Origin of the sequence: Nonlabens sp. SCSIO 43208 (genome assembly GCF_050703575.1) — a bacterium.
Taxonomy (GTDB): domain Bacteria; phylum Bacteroidota; class Bacteroidia; order Flavobacteriales; family Flavobacteriaceae; genus Nonlabens; species Nonlabens tegetincola.
This window is the reverse complement of the sequence record NZ_CP065365.1, coordinates 1,012,100-1,032,143: the sequence shown is the minus strand read 5'-3', so window position 1 is coordinate 1,032,143 and position 20,044 is coordinate 1,012,100. Positions and strand designations below refer to the sequence as shown.

The 20,044-nt window shown below is 35.8% G+C and carries 19 protein-coding genes; 9 read left to right on the top strand and 10 right to left on the bottom strand.

Translation table 11 applies throughout. From position 1 onward, the window contains the following. Nucleotides 1–37: 37 nt before the first annotated feature. The 6 genes from I5168_RS04945 to I5168_RS04920 all read right to left on the bottom strand — a co-directional run bounded on the left by I5168_RS04945 (nt 38) and on the right by I5168_RS04920 (nt 6,581). Nucleotides 38–904, bottom strand: coding sequence for an OmpH family outer membrane protein (locus I5168_RS04945; protein WP_060523631.1), 867 nt, complete (start codon nt 902–904; stop codon nt 38–40). 34 nt (nt 905–938) lie between these two features. Then, nucleotides 939–3,518, bottom strand: coding sequence for a BamA/OMP85 family outer membrane protein (locus I5168_RS04940; RefSeq protein WP_431472587.1), 2,580 nt, complete (start codon nt 3,516–3,518; stop codon nt 939–941). Nucleotides 3,519–3,522: 4 nt separating this feature from the next. Next, nucleotides 3,523–4,257 carry an isoprenyl transferase gene (locus I5168_RS04935; protein ID WP_431472586.1) on the bottom strand — a complete coding sequence of 245 codons (735 nt, stop codon included), beginning with the start codon at nt 4,255–4,257 and terminating at the stop codon, nt 3,523–3,525. A gap of 6 nt (nt 4,258–4,263) precedes the next feature. Next, nucleotides 4,264–4,947 carry a DUF6089 family protein gene (locus tag I5168_RS04930; protein ID WP_042277141.1) on the bottom strand — a complete coding sequence of 228 codons (684 nt, stop codon included), beginning with the start codon at nt 4,945–4,947 and terminating at the stop codon, nt 4,264–4,266. Nucleotides 4,948–5,046: 99 nt separating this feature from the next. Next, nucleotides 5,047–5,919, bottom strand: a complete 873-nt coding sequence (locus I5168_RS04925) for an NAD kinase (protein WP_042277139.1) — start codon at nt 5,917–5,919, stop codon at nt 5,047–5,049. 2 nt (nt 5,920–5,921) lie between these two features. Then, nucleotides 5,922–6,581 (bottom strand): CBS domain-containing protein, encoded by a 660-nt coding sequence (locus I5168_RS04920; protein WP_431472585.1) that lies wholly within the window; start codon nt 6,579–6,581, stop codon nt 5,922–5,924. A 95-nt stretch (nt 6,582–6,676) separates the two neighbouring features. Between I5168_RS04920 and I5168_RS04915 the strand changes: the two genes are divergently transcribed. From I5168_RS04915 to clpX, 8 genes are all read left to right on the top strand, one after another. Next, nucleotides 6,677–7,393 carry a pyridoxine 5'-phosphate synthase gene (locus tag I5168_RS04915; RefSeq protein ID WP_167342664.1) on the top strand — a complete coding sequence of 239 codons (717 nt, stop codon included), beginning with the start codon at nt 6,677–6,679 and terminating at the stop codon, nt 7,391–7,393. Next, nucleotides 7,393–8,160 (top strand): alpha/beta fold hydrolase, encoded by a 768-nt coding sequence (locus tag I5168_RS04910; protein ID WP_431472584.1) that lies wholly within the window; start codon nt 7,393–7,395, stop codon nt 8,158–8,160. Before I5168_RS04915 ends, I5168_RS04910 begins: the two co-directional genes overlap by 1 nt. A gap of 104 nt (nt 8,161–8,264) precedes the next feature. Next, nucleotides 8,265–9,518: an OmpP1/FadL family transporter gene (locus I5168_RS04905; protein ID WP_042277133.1), complete on the top strand. Its 1,254-nt coding sequence runs from the start codon at nt 8,265–8,267 to the stop codon at nt 9,516–9,518. Between the two features lie 11 nt (nt 9,519–9,529). Continuing rightward, nucleotides 9,530–11,053 (top strand): G-D-S-L family lipolytic protein, encoded by a 1,524-nt coding sequence (locus tag I5168_RS04900; RefSeq protein ID WP_431472583.1) that lies wholly within the window; start codon nt 9,530–9,532, stop codon nt 11,051–11,053. 76 nt (nt 11,054–11,129) lie between these two features. Beyond that, nucleotides 11,130–11,477: a phage holin family protein gene (locus tag I5168_RS04895; RefSeq protein ID WP_105017975.1), complete on the top strand. Its 348-nt coding sequence runs from the start codon at nt 11,130–11,132 to the stop codon at nt 11,475–11,477. A 129-nt stretch (nt 11,478–11,606) separates the two neighbouring features. Further along, nucleotides 11,607–12,935 carry a trigger factor gene (gene tig / locus I5168_RS04890; RefSeq protein ID WP_105017974.1) on the top strand — a complete coding sequence of 443 codons (1,329 nt, stop codon included), beginning with the start codon at nt 11,607–11,609 and terminating at the stop codon, nt 12,933–12,935. An 87-nt stretch (nt 12,936–13,022) separates the two neighbouring features. Beyond that, nucleotides 13,023–13,697 carry an ATP-dependent Clp endopeptidase proteolytic subunit ClpP gene (gene clpP / locus I5168_RS04885; protein WP_042277123.1) on the top strand — a complete coding sequence of 225 codons (675 nt, stop codon included), beginning with the start codon at nt 13,023–13,025 and terminating at the stop codon, nt 13,695–13,697. Between the two features lie 147 nt (nt 13,698–13,844). Then, nucleotides 13,845–15,083: an ATP-dependent Clp protease ATP-binding subunit ClpX gene (clpX, locus tag I5168_RS04880; RefSeq protein ID WP_042277121.1), complete on the top strand. Its 1,239-nt coding sequence runs from the start codon at nt 13,845–13,847 to the stop codon at nt 15,081–15,083. Between the two features lie 62 nt (nt 15,084–15,145). On the opposite strand, the gene I5168_RS04875 is transcribed toward clpX, so the two are convergent. Together I5168_RS04875 and I5168_RS04870 are read right to left on the bottom strand one after the other, a co-directional pair. Next, nucleotides 15,146–16,297, bottom strand: coding sequence for a sensor histidine kinase (locus tag I5168_RS04875; RefSeq protein WP_431472582.1), 1,152 nt, complete (start codon nt 16,295–16,297; stop codon nt 15,146–15,148). A gap of 33 nt (nt 16,298–16,330) precedes the next feature. Then, the gene (locus I5168_RS04870; protein ID WP_042277117.1) at nt 16,331–16,684 is read right to left on the bottom strand and encodes a hypothetical protein; all 354 of its coding nucleotides are present in this window, start codon (nt 16,682–16,684) and stop codon (nt 16,331–16,333) included. Nucleotides 16,685–16,865: 181 nt separating this feature from the next. Here I5168_RS04870 and I5168_RS04865 point away from each other — a divergent pair, with 181 nt between their 5' ends. Beyond that, the gene (locus tag I5168_RS04865) at nt 16,866–17,633 is read left to right on the top strand and encodes an enoyl-CoA hydratase/isomerase family protein (RefSeq protein ID WP_431472581.1); all 768 of its coding nucleotides are present in this window, start codon (nt 16,866–16,868) and stop codon (nt 17,631–17,633) included. Nucleotides 17,634–17,696: 63 nt separating this feature from the next. Here the strand turns inward: I5168_RS04865 and I5168_RS04860 are convergent, their stop codons facing one another. Beyond that, nucleotides 17,697–18,896 carry a metal ABC transporter permease gene (locus I5168_RS04860; RefSeq protein WP_431472754.1) on the bottom strand — a complete coding sequence of 400 codons (1,200 nt, stop codon included), beginning with the start codon at nt 18,894–18,896 and terminating at the stop codon, nt 17,697–17,699. Further along, nucleotides 18,890–20,002, bottom strand: coding sequence for a metal ABC transporter permease (locus I5168_RS04855; protein WP_431472753.1), 1,113 nt, complete (start codon nt 20,000–20,002; stop codon nt 18,890–18,892). Before I5168_RS04855 ends, I5168_RS04860 begins: the two co-directional genes overlap by 7 nt. Nucleotides 20,003–20,044: the final 42 nt, after the last annotated feature.

Genomic DNA, 20,044 nt, shown 5'->3' with positions numbered 1-20,044 from the left:
TTTTATTGAAGCGGCTGCAAATATAATAAGTTGCTGCTTACTCACCGCCTTCCTTTTTCTTTTGTGCTTCTTCTCTCTTTTTTCTAAGCTCTTCTTGACGTTTTTCTCGTGCTGCTGCTCGTGCTGCCATAACACTGTCACGTTTTTGTTTACGTAATGCCAGAAGGGAATCTCTACGTTTTTGAAAGGCAGCTGCTTTAGCGGCTTTAATGGAGTCTCTTTCTCTTAACCTTTCAGCTCGTTCCATTTCCTTCTGCTCTATTAGCTTTTCCTTAGCCTCTTCTCTCTCTTCAATTTCCTCGGCTTCTTGAACATTTAAATAAGGTTCTTCTCTACGTTTTTCTAGTTCCTTAGCCTTTTTTTCACGCTCTTTCTTTTTACCTGTTCTACCAATTGCTTTTAGTACTAGGTCGCTTATGTCGTGACGCTCTGCACTAAAAAGTAAAGGTGTGTCTGAACTATCAATTATATAATCATACTTTTTGGACAAACCTATCTTCTGTACCTCATTGAACACTTGATCTTGAACTGGTTGAATCAACTGTTGTTTTTGAAGAATGAAATCACCATTTTCAGCATTAAAACGCTTGTTTTGATAGTCTGCTAGATCTTGCTCTTTTAATCTAATATCTTCTTCCTTCTCCTCGATTAATTCTTTTGTAAGTAAGACCTTTTCATTTTCTAGAGATTCTTTCATTTGATTGATCTCTCGCTGCATGGCATCGATTTCTCGCTTCCATTTTTGCATTTTAGTATCTAGTTGTCGTGAGGCTTCTTGGTACTCTGGAACGCTTTCTAGAATATACTCCATATTCACATAAGCAACACGAGCTCCTGCTCTTTGCGCTTTCGCGAAAGCGAAACTTAAACCAACAAATACGACTACTAAAAACTTAATTTTCATGATCTTCTACTTTTATGAAATAACCGTGCCACAATTAGAATTGTTGCCCAATTATAAAGTGAACGTTCCAACCACTAGGTTCATTGTTTGGAAGTGTAGGAACTTTATCAAATCCATAACCAAAATCAACTCCTAATAAACCAAAGGCTGGCATAAATATACGTAATCCTGCACCAGCAGATCGTTGTACTTCAAATGGATTGTAATCATTGAACCTACTGTATGATCCAGCAGCCTCAGCAAATGTTAAGACATAAATTGATGCAGCTTGCTCCAGTGAAATTGGATAACGCAATTCTAGTGAGTATTTATTGTAAACGGTATCACCATCTGAATTTGTGGTTAAGGAACTGTTATCATAACCACGCATTCTAATAATGTCACGACCATCTAAAGAAAAGGCTCCTAAACCATCACCACCGACAAAGAACCTCTCAAATGGCACCAATCCACGATCCTGATTATAGGCTCCTAGGAAACCAAATTCAGTATTTGTTTGAAGCACCAGTTTTTTGGCTAATTGAGTATACCAAGTTCCCTTAAATTTAACCTTATAGTATTCTAGGAATTTAAATCGCTCTTGATCGATTTTTCTAAGATCGGCTTGTCCATTTGTTTGATATCTAGGATCATCTTCAAGATTAGCATAATCTACACCATTCCATAATGAATAAGGCAGTGTAAATTTACCCGTGATAGAAAATGAACTTCCGTAGGTAGGATAAATAGGGTTTACACCTACATTGTTACGACTTAAACCAATTGTATAGGAAAGGTTGTTAGAAAAACCATTAGGGAAATTAAATAAATTACTTTGGAAATTCTTCAAGTTATAATGCTGGAATGACACTGCATGTGAAATTTGAAAATATGGATCTGGCCACTCAAGTCTTTTTGCAAGACCTACTGTACCACCGGTAATTAAAAACCTCTGGTTGCGATCTACTTCTCTAAAATTTTGTTGATTTACCCTAAACTGCTCACTGTGAGAAAATGAAACATTGAAGGACACTGGCTTTTTACCACCTAACCATGGTTCGGTAAAATTAAGACTGTAGGTTCTAAAGATGGTACTTGCTTGTGCTCGTATTGCTAATGTTTGACCATCACCCATAGGCACTGGTTGATAAGCATCTTTCTTAAAAATATTACGTAGACTAAAGTTATTGAAACGCAATCCTAAAGTTCCAACAAAACCACCACCACCGTAACCACCTTGTAGCTCGATTTGACTTGCTCCTGCTTCCTTAATATCAAAATTTACATCAACGGTTCCTTCTTGTTGATCTACATTATTTAATTGTGGATTAATATTTTGTGCATCTATATAACCCAGAGCTCCTAATTCTCGAATGGAATTGATAATTTTTTGTCTGCTGTATTTCTCACCAGGATTAGTTTGCAGCGCACGATAAAGAACATGATCATTTGTTCTAACATTTCCTGAAACCGAGATGTTATTGAAATAAGCTTCTTTACCTTCTACGATTCTAATTTCAAAGTCTATTGTATCATTAGCTACTCTAGTTTCAACTGCGTTAACTGACGAGAATAAATAACCGTTATTTTGATACAAATTTGAAATATCATCAGAATCTGGATCTTGCGGATTACTAATACGTTCATCAAAGGCAACTCCATTGTAAACGTCACCTTTTTCAACCTTTAAGATTCGTTGTAATTGTGCATCGGTATAAACTGTGTTACCTACAAATTCAATATCACCAAAGTAATACTTATTCCCTTCTTCAACCTTGATATTAAGACCGATGGTTTTATCATCTATAACGTATAAGCTATCTGAAATGACACGTGCATCTCTAAAACCGTTTTCCTTGTATTTATCTACAACAGACTCTAAGTCTTCTTGAAAACCAGACTCTACATATTTAGATCTTTTAAAAACTCTAAAAATGTTTTTCTTTTTAGTGTTTTTCATGGCTGCTCTAAGCTTCTTATCAGTAATAAGTTCATTACCTTCAAAATTGATTTGAGCAATTTTTACTTTATTCCCTTTATCTATATCAATACTCATATTAACAAGGTTTGCACCTTGTACTGTAGTATCTTTATTTTCTCTAAGTTTTATTTTAGCGTCGGCATTTAAAAAACCTTTCTCTTTGTATTTATTCTCTATATAATTACGAGTATTGGTAACAAAGTTTTCTGTCGCCTTTTTACCTTTTTGTAGTTTAAGTTCAGTACGCAAGTCTTCTATTTGACCTTTACGCAATCCTGTTACACGAACTTCATTTAGATTAGGGACTTCAGTAATATTAATTTCTAGATTAATCGTATCGATGATATCATCATTAGGATTACCTATGATTTCGGTAGCATAAATACGGATATCACTAAACAACTTAAGATCCCACATTTTTTTTACTACTCCACTTAATTTTTCACCAGGAACGTATATTTCTTCACCTTTACGTAATCCTGTAAAAGCAATTACAGTGTTCTCATTATAACTTTGACTTCCTACTACATTTATTTCTCCTACTACGTATTTGGTAGCGTCTCCAATCGGAATATCTACCTTTTGTGCAAATGAAAAGGCACTTGATAATAAGGCAATAGCTAGAAAGAGCTTTTGTGCTATTTTAAAATTCATTCTATTATAATTGTTCACTGGTTTTACCGAATCTTCTTTCTCGGTCTTGATAATTAAGTATTGCATCTACAAGATGCTCTTTTCTAAAGTCTGGCCATAGCACCTCGGTGAAGTACAATTCGGCATAGGCAATTTGCCAAAGTAAAAAATTGCTTATACGCTGTTCACCACTCGTTCTTATAAGTAGATCCACATCTGGCATAAAGCTGGTATACAAATGATTGTTAATCACATCTGTATTAATTTGATCTATCTCTAGTTCACCATCCTTCACCTTTCCCGCAACATTTTTAATCACATTGATCAACTCTTCACGAGAGCCGTATGATAAGGCCAGAGTTAAATTCATATGTGAGTTTTCTGTTGTAGCCTCAATTACTTCTTTAAGTTCTTTTTGAGCACTACTAGGTAACAATTCCAAAGCTCCAACAGCTTTAAGAGAGATATTATTTTTTTGAAGTGTTTTAAGCTCCTTTTTGAGACTAGAAACTAAAAGTTTCATGAGCGCATCTACTTCTAATTTAGGACGTTTCCAATTTTCAGTACTAAAAGCGTAAAGAGTTAGATTTTTTACACCTAATTCTGCACAGGTTTCTACCGTTTGACGCACAGCTTTGGCTCCTTTTTCGTGACCTCTCACTCGCATGAGGCCTTGCTTTTTTGCCCAGCGTCCATTACCGTCCATTATGACTGCAATGTGCTGTGGTATATTTGAATGGTCCAGTAGATTTTTACTCATACAACATTAAAAATTACAATAACACGGTTGTCGCCCAAAGGTATACGTAAGCGTTATTCCTGAAAAGACATACCAGTCGTTGTTATTCACATTTCCAAATCTTAATTCATCAAAATCTTTACTACGTACTGGATTACTTCCATCCAGGTTATCCGTAAAAGTATATCTAGCGCCTATTTCGGCAGCCAAAATCAAATTTCTGGTCAAAGTCATTTTTGCACCAAAAATGATTGGAATAGCAGCATCAATAGTGCTACCATACTTTTCCAACTCACCATTTTCTAAGGCAAACAAATCGTATTGAAAGGCTGTTAATCCAGTGTACAAATACGGTGTCCATTGCCATTTACCTGAGTATAAGTCCCATTCCCAAAAGGTATACTCCAGACCTACACTTGCCTCAATTAAATTGTAATTATAATTAAGCCCTCTTAAATCTCTAGAAATATCATCACTATCATTGTCATCTCCTATCATGTTAGTATATAGAAAACTAGCTCTAAAACTGTGTCTATCACTTCGGTTCCATTTGGCGATTAAACCAAAGGCACCATCACTAGGATCGATGTATTGTGTACTACCGACATCTCCTATAACACTGGCACCACCAAACATGACTCCTAGCTCATAGGTTTGCGCTTTCGCGAAAGCGAAAACAAGTAAAAAAAGTGTCGTGAAAATGAATCTCATTTTAATCATAAAACGTGCAAATATAACAATTCTACATGCCTACAAGGCTTATTTACTGCTAATGAAGGTTAACAGTGAATTTAACGGAAGTTCTATGAATTAATTGCGCTTGTCCTCGCCCCAAAGTAGCTTGTGTCTAATTGTTTTTATAAAGCTTTGATCTTTAAATGAAACGAGATCAATCGTGAAGCTAGCTTTTTTGACAATAACCTCGGTCTCATTAGGGAAACTAGAAATACGATTATCCAATGAAGTTAAGAAAGACTCTTCTCTACCTATCACTTTGATTTTTATTTCGGTAGTATCTGGAATTACTAATGGTCTTGCGTTTAGATTGTGTGGAGCAATTGGCGTGAGAACCAGCGCACCAGTACTTGGTGAAATAACAGGTCCACCACAACTTAAACTATAACCCGTTGAGCCAGTAGGTGTAGAAATGATTAATCCATCGGCCCAATAGCTAGTCAATAATTCATTGTTAAGATGAGTTTCTATTTGAATCATACTAGTCGTATTGTATCGACTTACTGTAACTTCATTAAGTGCAAAGTTTGGATTTAAATCATCGTGACCCATTGGGGTAGCAGTAAGCAAGGAGCGCTTGGACAATGTATATTCACCATTTACTAAACGTTCTATAGCCTGCTCTAGTGAATCTTTTTGCACCGTTGCCAGAAAACCCAGTCTACCAGAATTAATACCGATCACAGGTATATCTAAGCCTCCTATGTATACTACCGCTCTTAAAATTGTTCCATCACCACCTATACTTAATAACAAATCATAGGAATCATCAAGCGATGTAAAGCCATGTGATTGTTCTACCACTCCATGCTCTTGAAGCAATTGTTTAAATTGATTTTCGACTGAAAAAGAAATCCCAGATTGATCTAGCAAATTAATAAGCTGCTTATAAATTGCAATTGTATCGGCATGTAAATACTGCCCGTATATAGCTACCTTATTAATCATTGTTAGATATTCAAGTATTTGTCTAAATAATCAGAACGCTCTTTAAGGGCATCTAAGTAGGTATCTTCCTCTGCGGCCGATTTTATTTCGTAACTGTATCTTCTAAATGTTTGAAGAATAGCGTTTAAGTTCTGTGGACTCACTTTCAAGGTAATCTCTGTAAAATAATCACGATAGCCACTTACAAACATACCTTGTATTTTAGAATCGTTTGTTTCTACAATTTGTGAAATCTCACTAAAACTATAATCACTTTTTCCTTTTTCAACCACAATCACAGCACCAGCTTCATACATAAAAGGAGCATCATTAAAAATCTCCATGACATCCTTAAGCTCGTAGTAACCTATATATTGTTTTTTCTCGTTGAGCACGGGCATAATATTACATTGATGTTGTGCAATAGCCTCTAACACATCAAGCCAATGAGTCTCTACCGTTACATGAAAAGCATCTAGTGAATACTTTATTTCTTCAACTGTTTGATGTTTTTCAAAACACAATGCATCGTTTTCAGACAAACATCCCACATAAACTCCATTTTCATCCATAACAGGTATGTGAGAGTAAGTTAGTTGTGAGAAAATATGCTGAACTTCCTTAACACTATCCGTCATTGAGATAGGAGAAACATCATTTATAACAAGTTGTTGAAGATTCATTACTGCTTATTTTTTATGCAAAATAACAATTAATTAGAGTTTCTAAGGGTTAAGCTCGTGTGAATCCTTTGTACTTTTGATTTAAAATTATTTCTATGACTGTTTTAAGTGTAAACGTTAATAAAATAGCGACATTACGTAATGCTCGTGGAGGAAACGTCCCTAATCTTATAAAAGTAGCTCAAGACATTGAGCGTTTTGGTGGACAAGGTATTACGATTCACCCGAGACCAGATGAACGTCATATAAGGTATCAAGATGCTCGAGACTTAAAAAAAATTGTAACTACTGAATTAAACATCGAGGGAAATCCTATTGATAGTTTTGTTCAATTAGTAGACGAAGTGCAACCACACCAGGTTACGTTAGTTCCCGATGCACCAGATGCAATTACCTCAAACGCTGGTTGGAACACCATTAAACACCACTCCTATTTATCTGAAATTGTTAAACACTTTAAAAATCAAGGCATAAGGACTAGTATTTTTGTAGATCCTGTGATTGAAATGATAGAAGGTGCCGCAAAAACGGGAGTAGATAGAATAGAATTGTACACCGAAGAATACGCTGTACAATTTTCAAAAGGTAATCCAGAAAAAGGAGTGCAGCCCTATAGAGATGCAGCTTTAAAAGCCCATGAACTTGGCCTAGGCATTAATGCAGGTCACGACCTCTCTCTTGAGAACATTAAATATTTTAAAGAAAATGTTCCAAATTTAATCGAGGTTTCAATAGGACATGCCTTAATTTCTGAAAGTATTTATCTGGGCCTAGAAAATGTTGTCAATATGTATAAATCACGATTAGCATAATGATATTACACAGCTTACAATTAGGAGAAACGGGACAACCTTTCGTGATTTTACACGGGTTCTTAGGGATGGCAGATAATTGGAAAACATTAGGTCGTCAGTGGAATGAGGATGGATTCCAAGTACACATTCTAGACCAGCGCAATCATGGACGCAGTTTTCATAGTGAAGAATTTTCCTATGAATTAATGGCGCAAGATTTAAAAGATTATTGTGATCACCATAGATTGAACAACATTTATTTGTTGGGACATAGCATGGGTGGTAAGGTCGCTATGAAAGCTGCTCAACTTTTTCCAGAACTTATAGAAAAACTTATCATTGCCGACATTGCTCCAAAAACCTATACTCCACATCATAGTGACATTATCAATGCGTTACAAAGCGTAGATTTCTCCAAAATCTCTAGCCGTAAAGAAGCCGATCAAGTATTATCTCAACGTATTACAGATTTTAGTACACGTCAATTTTTATTAAAAAGTTTGTACCGTGTAAATAAGGATACCTATGGATGGCGTTTCAATTTAGAAGTTTTAGGCAATAGCCAATCCATGATCGGAGTTCACGAATCTACCGACATAGCTGTACAAATTCCAACCTTATTTATTAGAGGAGGCAATTCAGGGTACATATTAGATACCGATAAAATGCTTATTGATCACGCTTTCGCGAAAGCGGAATTAAAAACAATCCCAAACGCTGGACACTGGCTACATGCAGAACAACCTCAACTTTTCTACCAATTTGTTAACGAATTCGTAAAATAAATTACATTATGCAAGCATAATAATAACGAAAACGCTTGCGTAACATTAATTTAATATTAAATTTGACTCATTAACAAATTAGATTTTTTCTCAAACATTTGACTATGAACAAATTAAAACTTTTTCTTGTACTAGGTTTGGTTTCAGCAATGGCATACGCCGGTGGATACCGAGTAAGTACACAAAGTAACAAGCAGCTCGCAATGGGACATACTGGTGTAGCTGTAGTTAACAGTGCAGATATTCTGTTCTTCAACCCAGCTGGATTAGTTCATTTAGAAAGTAAATTAAGTGTAAGTGCAGGTGGCTTTGGCGTATTCAGTGACGTAGCTTATCAAAATGCAGAATTTGGAACATTTGCTGACACAGATAGTCCAACAGGAACACCTATTTACTTGTATGCAACTTACAAAGTAACCGATAAATTTTCTGCCGGAATAGGAGTTTATACACCATACGGTAGTAACGTTACGTGGCCTACTGATTGGTCTGGATCGCACTTAGTCAATGAGATTGAATTACAGGCAATTTTTATTCAACCTACCTTATCATACCAATTATTTGATAGTGTAAGTATAGGTGGTGGACCTATCCTAGCTATAGGTGGTGTAGAATTTAATAGAAATGCATCTAGATCACTAGTTGATGAAGAAGGTACAAGATCTAACGTATCCATTGAGGATTCGGGTGTTACCGGTTGGGGTTGGACTGCAGGTTTATTATTCACTCCTACCGATAATTTCTCTTTAGGTTTTAACTACCGTAGTTTAATAAATATTGAGAGTACAGAAGGTACAGCAACCTTCAGCAACTTCCCTAATAGTACACTTGTTCCTTCAAACGGTACACAAGGCTTTACAGCTACACTACCGTTACCAGCTGAAGCAACAGTTGGTTTGTCTTATAAATTAAACGATAAATGGTTGTTTGCTTTTGATTATAACCGTGCATTCTGGAGTGAGTATGAGAACCTAGACATAGAGTTTGCAGATGGTTCTTCAAGTATCAACCCTAGAAACTACAAAGATTCTAGCACATATAGATTAGGAGCACAGTATACTGCAACAGACAAGTTTGTAGTAAGAGCAGGATGGTACTATGATGAGTCACCAGTACAGTCTGGATATTTTGCACCAGAAACTCCACGTAACGATTCACAAGGATATACATTTGGTTTTACTTACCAAGTATCTTCTAAGTTTGCTATAGATGCATCGCTTCTTTACTTAAGATTTAAGGAAATTAATGAGTCTTATGACTTTTATTCAGATCCAGGAGCTCCAGTTAATGCTCCATTTGCCGGAACTTATAAGTCACAAGCAATCATCCCAGGTATAGGTATCACTTATAACATGTAAAACATTAAATGATGAAAAGAATTAATATCAAAAATATATCTCTACTCGCTGCGGCTGCACTAGCACTTACAGCTTGTGAGCCAGAATTAGACAATGCAATTGAAGAAGGTGGTGTTTATACCGCTGGTGATGCAGATTTTTCTAAATTAGTAACCGTAGGTAACTCGTTAACTGCAGGTTTTGCAGATGGTGCTCTTTATTTAGATGGTCAAACCTATTCTTACCCTAATATTCTTGCAGGACAAATGCAATTTGTAGGTGGTAATGAATTTAATCAGCCATTAGTAAACGACAACTTAGGAGGACTACTTTTAAACGGAACACAGATCACAAACAACCGTTTTGTGCTTACCTCAAACATGGGAACTCCAGTAGGTCCTGCTCCATTAGCAGGAACTCCTACAACCGACATTACAAATAAGGTAACAGGACCATTAAACAACTTTGGTGTACCTGGTGCAAAGAGTTATCATTTAGGTGCTCCTGGATATGGAAGTCTTGCTGGAGTTCCTGCTGGAACAGCAAATCCATACTATGCACGTTTTTCTAGCTCAGAAAGTTCAACTGTAATCGGTGATGCTATTGCTGCTGATGGTTCTTTCTTTGTTCTTTGGATAGGAAACAACGATATTTTAGGGTACGCTACTAATGGTGGTGATGGAGAGGATCACAATGAAACAGGTAACATTGACCCTTCAACATATGGAGGAAACGATATTACTAACAACAATGTATTTGCAGGTGTGTACCAACAACTTGTTCAAGGCCTAACTGCAAATGGAGCTCAAGGAGCACTAGTAAACATACCGGATGTAACTTCAATTCCATTTTTTACAACTGTACCTTATAACGCAATTCCACTAGATGCGCAAACAGCAGCATTTGTTAACCAAAACTATGCACAGTACAATGGTGCTATGGCTGCATATGCACAAACGCCGCTTCTTTCTCAAGAAGAAGCTACTGCGAGAACTATAAGTTTTGCCCAAGGTCAAAATGCTATCGTAATACTTGATGAAGATTTGACTGATTTGCCGGATCCTACACAACCGGGACAATTTTTACCAAAATTGAGACAAGCAACCCCTAATGATTTAGTTGTTTTTACAGCTTCTACAGTACTAGGAACACTTGCAGATCCTAGCAACCCAGCTTCAGTAATAGGTGTAGGTGTACCAGCTGGTGACAACCTTGTTTTAACTGAAAATGAACAACAAAGAATAAGCACTGCACAGGCTTCTTACAATGCTACAATTGAAGCATTAGCACAAGCAAATGGCTTAGCTTATGTAGACGCAAGAGCAGTTCTTGCTGATGTTGCAAATGGTGGTGTAGCTTTTAATGGTGGTTTACTATCAAGCACCTATGCTAGTGGTGGAGCATTCTCTCTAGATGCCGTACACCCAACTGCAAGAGGTTATGCTTACACAGCAAACACCATTATTCAAGCAATCAATGAACAATATGGTTCAACTATTCCTACTGTTGACATAGGTAACTATCCGTCTGTTACGGCTAGTGATAACGTTAACTAGAAATAGATTATAATAAATAAGAAACCTGCTTGATTTAATCAAGCAGGTTTTTTTATTTTTATTAAAATTAATATTTATGAAATTTTTACTTAAACTATTAATAACAGCTGCGTTAGTAATCCTTTTATCCAAAATTTTACCAGGAGCAAGCACCACTGGATGGTGGAGTGCTATTCTTGTAGCAGTAGTTTTATCTTTATTGAACTTTACAGTAAAACCAATTCTCCAAATATTAACCTTTCCAATTACCATAGTAACTTTAGGTTTATTTCTGCTAATAATAAATGCTGTCATCATTTTACTCGCTGATTGGTTAGTAGGAGGTTTTAATGTTGATGGACTTTGGTGGGCAATTATTTTTTCATTGTTGCTTGCAATAGGGCGTTCATTATTATTTAAACTACTTGATAGAGACGAGGATTAATCTCTCAAATTCTTTAAGTTTTATTAAAGTTTCAAAGTAATTGAAATTCAAAGGTATAAAGACTTTGTTTTACAACTAAATAAAGACTAATTTTGCACCCCAATTTTAACAGCACTTAAAAGTCTTTAAATGAATTTAAAACGTACTGACGTAGACGCACTTAATGCGGTGCTTACTCTAGAGATAGAGAAGAGTGATTATCAAGAGCAGGTAGAAAAAATCCTAAAGGATTATCGTAAGACTGCTTCTATTCCAGGATTTAGAAAAGGTAAAGTTCCTGCATCATTAATAAACAAGAAGTACAGAGTTCCTGTATTGGTTGATGAGGTAAATAAACTGATCCAGCAAAAACTAAACGAATATATCACTGAAGAAAAACTTAATCTTTTAGGAAATCCATTACCTAAAGAACAAGCTGATATAGACTGGAATGGTGATAACTTTACATTTGACTTTGAAATAGGCCTTGCTCCAGAATTTGAAGTAGAACCTTCAAAAATTAAGGGAATCACGGCTTATGAAATAAAAACAGACGACAAAACCATCAACGATCAAATAGATCGTATTAGAGAACAATACGGAAAGTTAGTTTCTAAAGATGAGGTTGCTGAAGGTGACGAAGTTACTGGTGTTTTTAGAAATGATGAGGAAGAAATCAACACTGACGCAACTTTCCCAATATCAAAAATTAAAGGAAAAACAAACCTTAAAAAGTTTGTTGGGTCTAAAGTTGGCGATTCAATCGAATTAAAAACCAAAAATCTTTTTGAGGACAACAGTGATTTAGCTCATCACCTTAAAATTGATTTTGAAAAGAAAGATGAATTAAATGTACCTGTTACATTTGAAGTAACTGAAGTTAACACCAGAGAAAAAGCAGAGCTTAACCAAGAGTTCTTTGATAAATTGTTTGGTGAAGGAATCATCACAAGTGAAGATGAGCTAAGAGAACGTTTAAGAGAAGACGCTAAGAAGCAATTTTCTCAACAAACTGATCAAAAGTTTTTGACAGATGTTACCGAAGAACTTATTGAAAAAACAAAATTTGATCTTCCAGCAGATTTTCTTAAAAGATGGATTGCAAACAATGGAGAAAACACTTTAACGGCTGAGGAAGCTGAAGAAGAATATAACAAATCTGAAAAAGGATTACGTTATCAACTCATTGAGAGTGCTATCCTGCAAAAAAATGAAGATCTTCAATTAAAGTTTGAAGACTTAAAAGAATATGCCGGAACACAGATAAAAATGCAAATGGCACAATTTGGTCATACAGACGCTACTGATGAAGAAGTTGAGCAAATCGTTGCACGAGTAATGAGCAATCAAGAAGAGGTGAAACGTATGAGTGAGCAATTACAGAACGAAAAAATGCTCCAATACTTTAAGGACAACGTTAAAGCTAAGTCTAAAGAGCTTACCTACGAGGACTTTATAAAAGAAGCTTACCAAGCTTAATACACCGTATAAATTCATATCTTTAGGCGTTATCATTTTACCGAAATGTTAACGCCTTTTTCGTACAAGTTGAAGTAATATTACACTATGGATATAGCTAAAGAATTTGAAAAATTTGCCATCAAGGATCAGGGAATAAACAGTAACTACTACTCAAAAATTATGAGTAGCATGTACCCAACAAATTTAACTCCAAATATTATCGAGGAGCGTCAAATGAACATCGCCATCTTTGATGTTTTTTCACGTCTTATGATGGATCGAATTATCTTTTTAGGAACTGGAATAAATGATCAAGTAGCAAATATTGTGCAAGCGCAATTACTGTTTTTAGAAAGTGCAGATGCTAATAAAGACATTCAGATTTACTTAAATTCTCCAGGAGGAAGCGTTTACGCCGGTTTAGGAATCTATGACACCATGCAATTCATAAAGCCAGACGTAGCAACAATTTGTACTGGCATGGCTGCTAGTATGGGAGCAGTGCTTCTATGTGCTGGTGAAAAAGGCAAAAGAAGTGCCTTACCACACAGTAGAGTAATGATTCACCAACCTTTAGGTGGAGCCCAAGGACAAGCAAGCGATATTGAAATTACAGCAAGAGAAATTGTAACCCTTAAAGAAGAGCTTTATACAATTATTGCAAAACATTCTGGACAATCTTACGATAAAGTATACGAAGATTCAGATAGAGATTATTGGATGAAGGCAGATAAAGCAAAAGAATACGGTATGATTGATGAAGTGCTTAATCGCGATTAATTTCACGATCAAGAATAAGTAATAGAATGTTTAAAGGGTTTTACTCACGCAATAAAAAGCATTTTGGTAATTCACCTTTGAATAGTTCATTATTTTGCTTCAAAAAATGAATACTAGAGATCCCATAGGATCTTAAGAATTAGGAATATGAGTAAGGAAGAATTAGAATGTAGTTTTTGTGGACGCAGTAAGTCCGAAACCAATTTACTGATTGCAGGTTTAGATGCACACATATGCGATCGTTGTATTGAACAAGCTTATGGTATTGTGTTAGAAGACACAAAAACAAGCGACACTGGTGTAACAAGTGATGATCTTAAATTAAGGAAACCACAAGACATAAAAGCTTTTTTAGATACTTATATTATAGGTCAAGAGCATACAAAAAAGGTAATGTCTGTAGCCGTATATAACCATTACAAAAGGTTATTACAACCGCAAAGTGATGACGATATTGAAATTCAAAAGTCAAACATTTTGATGGTAGGTCAAACAGGAACTGGAAAAACGCTTATAGCAAAAACGGTTGCTAAAATGCTTAATGTACCTTTAGCCATTGTTGATGCGACAGTACTTACAGAAGCTGGTTACGTAGGAGAAGATGTTGAAAGCATTCTTACGAGATTATTACAAGCGGCTGATTACAATCTTGAAAAAGCACAAACAGGAATAGTTTTTATAGACGAAATTGATAAAATTGCTCGTAAAAGCGACAATCCATCAATCACGAGAGATGTATCTGGAGAAGGTGTTCAACAGGCACTTCTTAAATTATTAGAAGGAACCGTTGTTAATGTACCACCTAAAGGTGGACGTAAACATCCTGACCAAAAATTTATTGAAGTAAATACAGAAAATATTCTTTTCATTGCTGGTGGTGCCTTTGACGGTATTGAGCGAGTAATAAGGAAACGTCTAAACATGCAGGCTGTCGGATTCAGTGCGGCCAAAAGTAATGACGATGTTCTAGATAGAGAAAACTTACTTAAGTACATCATCCCTAAAGATGTTAAGGATTTTGGTATGATCCCAGAAATCATAGGTAGATTACCTGTTCTTACTCACATGAATCCATTGGATAAAGGAACTTTGAGAGCTATTCTTACTGAGCCTAAAAACGCTATCATCAAGCAGTATGAAAAGCTATTTGCTATGGATGATATTAGTTTTAGTATTACCGATGGAGCACTAGATTATATCGTAGAAAAAGCTATTGAATACAAATTAGGTGCTCGTGGATTAAGATCTTTATGCGAGGCTATTTTAACGGATGCCATGTTTGAGCTTCCTGGTAGTGATGAAAAAGAACTTAAAATCACTAAATCCTATGCCGAATCAAAGCTTAACAATAGTGGCTTACAAAAACAGCTTAAGGCCGTTATTTAAAAGAGAATGACTACACTATATAAATGTCCATTTGATAAATTAAATGGACATTTTTTTTGCTATTAAATTCTATCGATTGTTATTTCAAAGGTAGTACCTACATTTTTTTTACTATCCATGACTTTTATTTTACCCTTGTGGTAGTCATGAATAATTCTTTTCGCTAAAGATAAACCAAGACCCCATCCTCGTTTTTTGGTGGTAAATCCAGGAGTAAAAATACGCTTCCAGTCGTTCTTAGGAATTCCTTTACCAGTATCTGAAATTTGAATTGAAACCTGCCTAACCTCTGCTTTAACAAACACATGTAAAGCTCCTTTCCCTTTCATGGCATCAATACCATTTTTAATTAAGTTTTCTATTACCCAAGCGTACAACTCTTTATTAAGTAAAACAGGAATAGGTTGTTCAGGTAAATCCATAGTTATCTCAACTAGTTTAGAGACGCGATTTTTAAGATAATCAGTAGCTTGCCTAGTTTCTTCTACAACATCAGCTTTTACTAGTTTAGGAACCGATCCTATTTTTGAAAAACGGTCTGTAATAGTTTTCAATCTATTAATATCCTTTTCCATCTCATCGATGTAAGAAGGCTCTACTTCAGAGTCTCTCAAAATGTGTGTCCATCCTACCAGTGATGATAAAGGAGTACCTATTTGATGAGCACTTTCTTTAGCCATACCAGCCCACAACTTATTTTGTTCGCTGGCCTTAGTTGATCTGTAAAAAAACCAAATAACAAAACTAAATAACACCATAACCACAACCAGCGCCAGTGGATAATACTTAATTTTATTTATCACATCACTATTACCATAATATATGGTGCTTATGGGTTTTCCTTCGTAATTAATGATGTATGGCTCATTTTGTGATTTATATATTTCAATAAGCTGTTTTATCCGTACAGTATCTGTCTCTTCAATGTTAGCAGGTAAATTTCTAGTACTTATTTCACCCTTGTAAGTTACCCTTATTAAGGGTATACTTGTCATGTTTTGAGCAACAGTAAAACCCAAATCCCCTATGTAAGCATTTTTAGGAGCGTTTTGTAGATCTTTTACAGCTGTAGCATATTCCGCAATATTTTTACGTTCCATTTCTTTTACACCTTGAAAAAACACATAGGTGTTCCAAAGTATAATACTCACCGTGACCACTGAAAAACCAATGATCACCCATCTCAATACATTTTTATCTTCTGTGATATTCATAGATATGCCTATAACTTAATTACAGCCGTCTTATTATTCCCGTTTAACAATTAAGTAATAATCGTCATCCATAGGAAGATAACCTTGATCATAGACAAAATAGTAAATCGTCCCTTTTTTAGTGGTGTAAATACTAGTAAAAAAATTAAAGTCAAAACCTTCTGCTAGCAGTTTGTTGCGAGTAGTTTTGGTTTTATCATTTACATTAATACTTTTTAGGATACGCCAGTTTTTCCTCAATCGATTATTAATATTACGCATGAGAGCTGTACTATCTTTATTGAGCTTGTTATTGGCAACATTCCTGCAATAATCACTACAAAATCGTTTATCTGCTCGTCCTCGTACCTCATCACCACATTCAGGACACTGTTTAGTTACTTTCATTGCAGCAAGTTACGTAGAAAAATTAAACGTTTGTAAATGATCCTACTTGAACTTGAAACTAGGTTATTTATATTTTTACGCTTTCGCGAAAGCGTAACAACCACAATCATCTCTCAAACATCACACTGCTGTGCTGAAACAAAAGATATAGATACCTTATTTTTACAAGAAAATATTAAACATGGAAAACATTCTAATTGCTGTAGAAAACAGAATCGCAACCATCACTATAAACCGACCAAGTAAATTAAACGCTTTGAATAAAGCTACAATCGCCGAGTTAAGTCAAGCGATAGATGATGTTGAAAATAATCAAGAGGTTAGAGTTGTCATTCTAACAGGTAGTGGCGAAAAAGCCTTTGTAGCCGGAGCCGATATTTCAGAATTTGCCGATTTTTCTCCTGAACAAGGAAAAGAGCTTGCGAGATTAGGCCAAGAATCACTATTTGATAAGGTAGAAAACTGTAGTAAACCTATCATTGCAGCCGTTAATGGTTTTGCACTAGGTGGTGGATTAGAACTTGCGATGGCAGCTCATTTTAGAATAGCTAGCGACAATGCACGAGTAGGTTTGCCTGAAGTATCTCTAGGAGTAATTCCTGGATACGGTGGTACACAACGTTTACCCCAATTAATTGGTAAAGGTCGTGCTATGGAAATGATAATGACAGCTGGAATGATTGATGCGGCGACGGCTCACTCTTATGGTCTTGTGAATCACGTGGTAACAAGTGAAGAATTAATTCCTACTTGTGAAAAAATAGCTGGCAAAATAATGAAAAACAGCCCAGTAGCTATAGGAGCTGCCATTGACGCTGTAAATGCTGGTTACGTAGATGGAATAAATGGTTATCAAACTGAGATTGACTGTTTTGGAGAGAGTTTTGGAACGGACGACTTTAAAGAGGGTACAACCGCCTTTTTAGAGAAGAGAAAGGCTCAATTTTAAACTGAGAGATAACCCTAAAAATTAAAAAAGGACAGTTTTTACTGTCCTTTTTTGATTGCACTTTTAACCTCTAAACAAGAAGAAATCGTCCTTCATATCTTCGATCTTCTCATCCTTGTTAGTAATGATGTAATCCAGGGCTTTTTCAGTAAACTCTTTACCCTTATTGGATAATGTTACTACATCACCATTTTTTGATATCATGTTATTCTCTAGCGCCAGTTTCAATACTTTTTTGGCACGTACTTTACCCCAATTAATATGCTCTTGTAAATGTGTTACACTGCGCTCCTCGATACTGTCGTGATTGTTTAAGTGCAGCAAGAACGTGAGAAGAGAAACCTCGGTACGTTGCCTGCGTTGCCTAAACAACACTGCTAGTAGTCCTCTTGAAGGAGCAAATAAATAAACGAGAAGAAAAATTAAACCTAGAACAGTTGTGATCGAGCCTGATATAGATGCATCTAACCACATGGATAAGTAGTATCCTCCAAAGGCGGCAAGAATTCCAAAAACTACAGAGAGTAGCAACATTTTTTTCAAATCGTTAGTAAGTAAATAAGCGGTCGCTGCCGGCGCGATCATTAATGCAACTACTAGAATGGCGCCTACTGCATCAAAGGAAACCACAGTGGTAACAGATGCGACACTCATTAATCCATAATGAAGAATCACCGGTGAAAAACCTAATGCACTAGTTAAGCCAATATCAAAAGTACTTAGCTTTAATTCTTTATAAAAAAGTCCTAATAACACTAAGGTAACCAACAAAACAGATCCCGTAGTCCATAAGCTTTTAGGGCCCATATTAATAAAATCTTCTGGATTGGTAATTCCTTCCTGACTACTACTTGAATTTATTATCCAATTATCAAATGGAGCGTATTCTAATTTCCCAACTAGCACAGCATCTGTATCCAGATGTACATCGTTTGCATAAATAGCTATTAATAAAACTCCGATGCTAAACAATGCAGGAAAAACTAATCCAATGGCAGTATCCTCTTTAACAAGTCCAGTTTTTTGGATAGCCTCTACCAACCATACTGTTACAATTCCACTAATTGCAGCCAATAATATAAGCCACGGTGACGCTAGATCATGAGTAATAAAAAAACCAATTACTATTCCTGGAAGAATAGAGTGAGAGATCGCATCGCTTATCAAAGCCATTTTACGAAGTACCAAAAACACACCTGGTATAGCACAAGCTACCGCGGTAAGACATGAAATTAAAAGGATTGCTATTTCTGGATTCATGATTGAGGTACGTTGTTGTTATACAAATTTTGTGCAGTATGAAATCCCGATGTAGTCAATGACCATGTATCGCCTTTGATTTCAATCCAGTTTTTTTCTTCTAACTGTCTTAGCGTTCCTTTTGAGTAACCTTGAAACTGATTAAGAATGCGTATTGCGTGTGGTCTACTTATATCGTCATGTTTCTCAACGATAGAGTACATAAATTGTAGTGTTTTTTTAAGGTGTAGATCCCTGCGATTGCGCACTAGTCTAATTTGTTTAAAAAGCAATCCTCTTGAAGGTGAAAAAACAAAGGAGAATCCAACAAATACTGATGCTACCAAAACAATAACAGGACCCGTAGATAAATTATTGTAACTAGCACTTATTCCTGTACCTACAACACCTGCAACAGCTCCAAAAACAGCTGCTAACAACACCATTACACCTAGACTATTTGTCCACTGTCTAGCAGCAGCAGCTGGTGCCAGCAGCATGGCACTCATTAAAACTACTCCTACAGTTTGTAACCCAATTACAATAGCTAGAACTATAAAAAAACTAATAAGCCCATCAATAATTCTGGTATTAAATCCTAAGGTGAGAGCATAATTTTTATCAAAAAGCAACAGTTTAAATTCTTTCCAAAACAGAAGCATTATAACCAGACTTATACTTGTTACAATAATCATTAAGATAACATCACTCTCTACAAGTGTCGCAGCTTGACCAAATAAATACTTATCCAAACCTGCTTGATTAGCGTCAGGTTGTTTTTTTAAGTAACTAAGAACTAACTCTCCAAAACCAAAAAACAAACTCAAAATTAAACCTAAAGCAGTATCTGTTTTAAGGTGCGTTTTTGTTACTATTCCTCTTATCCAAACCGTACCTATAAATCCGCTCACAAGTGCTCCTAACAGTAAAACATTAGAATCTTTAAGACCAGTAAAAAGGAAGGCAAGCGCTATTCCAGGCAGGGCTGCATGAGAAATAGCATCACCCAGCAAACTTTGTTTTCTTAGAACCGCAAAACTTCCTAACATACCACAAATAGCTCCCAGAACAGCCGTTCCCAGTGTTATGGTGCGCAGTGTATAGTCCGTAAAAAAACTTGTTATGTCCATCATGGATAATTTGTATTACGCTTTCGCGAAAGCATCACTTAC

Bases quoted from the DNA above. Each gene is read 5' to 3' on its own strand.
- I5168_RS04945 (WP_060523631.1), bottom strand. From the start codon at position 904: ATGAAAATTAAGTTTTTAGTAGTCGTATTTGTTGGTTTAAGTTTCGCT.
- I5168_RS04940 (WP_431472587.1), bottom strand. From the start codon at position 3,518: ATGAATTTTAAAATAGCACAAAAGCTCTTTCTAGCTATTGCCTTATTA.
- I5168_RS04935 (WP_431472586.1), bottom strand. From the start codon at position 4,257: ATGAGTAAAAATCTACTGGACCATTCAAATATACCACAGCACATTGCA.
- I5168_RS04930 (WP_042277141.1), bottom strand. From the start codon at position 4,947: ATGAGATTCATTTTCACGACACTTTTTTTACTTGTTTTCGCTTTCGCG.
- I5168_RS04925 (WP_042277139.1), bottom strand. From the start codon at position 5,919: ATGATTAATAAGGTAGCTATATACGGGCAGTATTTACATGCCGATACA.
- I5168_RS04920 (WP_431472585.1), bottom strand. From the start codon at position 6,581: ATGAATCTTCAACAACTTGTTATAAATGATGTTTCTCCTATCTCAATG.
- I5168_RS04915 (WP_167342664.1), top strand. From the start codon at position 6,677: ATGACTGTTTTAAGTGTAAACGTTAATAAAATAGCGACATTACGTAAT.
- I5168_RS04910 (WP_431472584.1), top strand. From the start codon at position 7,393: ATGATATTACACAGCTTACAATTAGGAGAAACGGGACAACCTTTCGTG.
- I5168_RS04905 (WP_042277133.1), top strand. From the start codon at position 8,265: ATGAACAAATTAAAACTTTTTCTTGTACTAGGTTTGGTTTCAGCAATG.
- I5168_RS04900 (WP_431472583.1), top strand. From the start codon at position 9,530: ATGAAAAGAATTAATATCAAAAATATATCTCTACTCGCTGCGGCTGCA.
- I5168_RS04895 (WP_105017975.1), top strand. From the start codon at position 11,130: ATGAAATTTTTACTTAAACTATTAATAACAGCTGCGTTAGTAATCCTT.
- tig (WP_105017974.1), top strand. From the start codon at position 11,607: ATGAATTTAAAACGTACTGACGTAGACGCACTTAATGCGGTGCTTACT.
- clpP (WP_042277123.1), top strand. From the start codon at position 13,023: ATGGATATAGCTAAAGAATTTGAAAAATTTGCCATCAAGGATCAGGGA.
- clpX (WP_042277121.1), top strand. From the start codon at position 13,845: ATGAGTAAGGAAGAATTAGAATGTAGTTTTTGTGGACGCAGTAAGTCC.
- I5168_RS04875 (WP_431472582.1), bottom strand. From the start codon at position 16,297: ATGAATATCACAGAAGATAAAAATGTATTGAGATGGGTGATCATTGGT.
- I5168_RS04870 (WP_042277117.1), bottom strand. From the start codon at position 16,684: ATGAAAGTAACTAAACAGTGTCCTGAATGTGGTGATGAGGTACGAGGA.
- I5168_RS04865 (WP_431472581.1), top strand. From the start codon at position 16,866: ATGGAAAACATTCTAATTGCTGTAGAAAACAGAATCGCAACCATCACT.
- I5168_RS04855 (WP_431472753.1), bottom strand. From the start codon at position 20,002: ATGGACATAACAAGTTTTTTTACGGACTATACACTGCGCACCATAACA.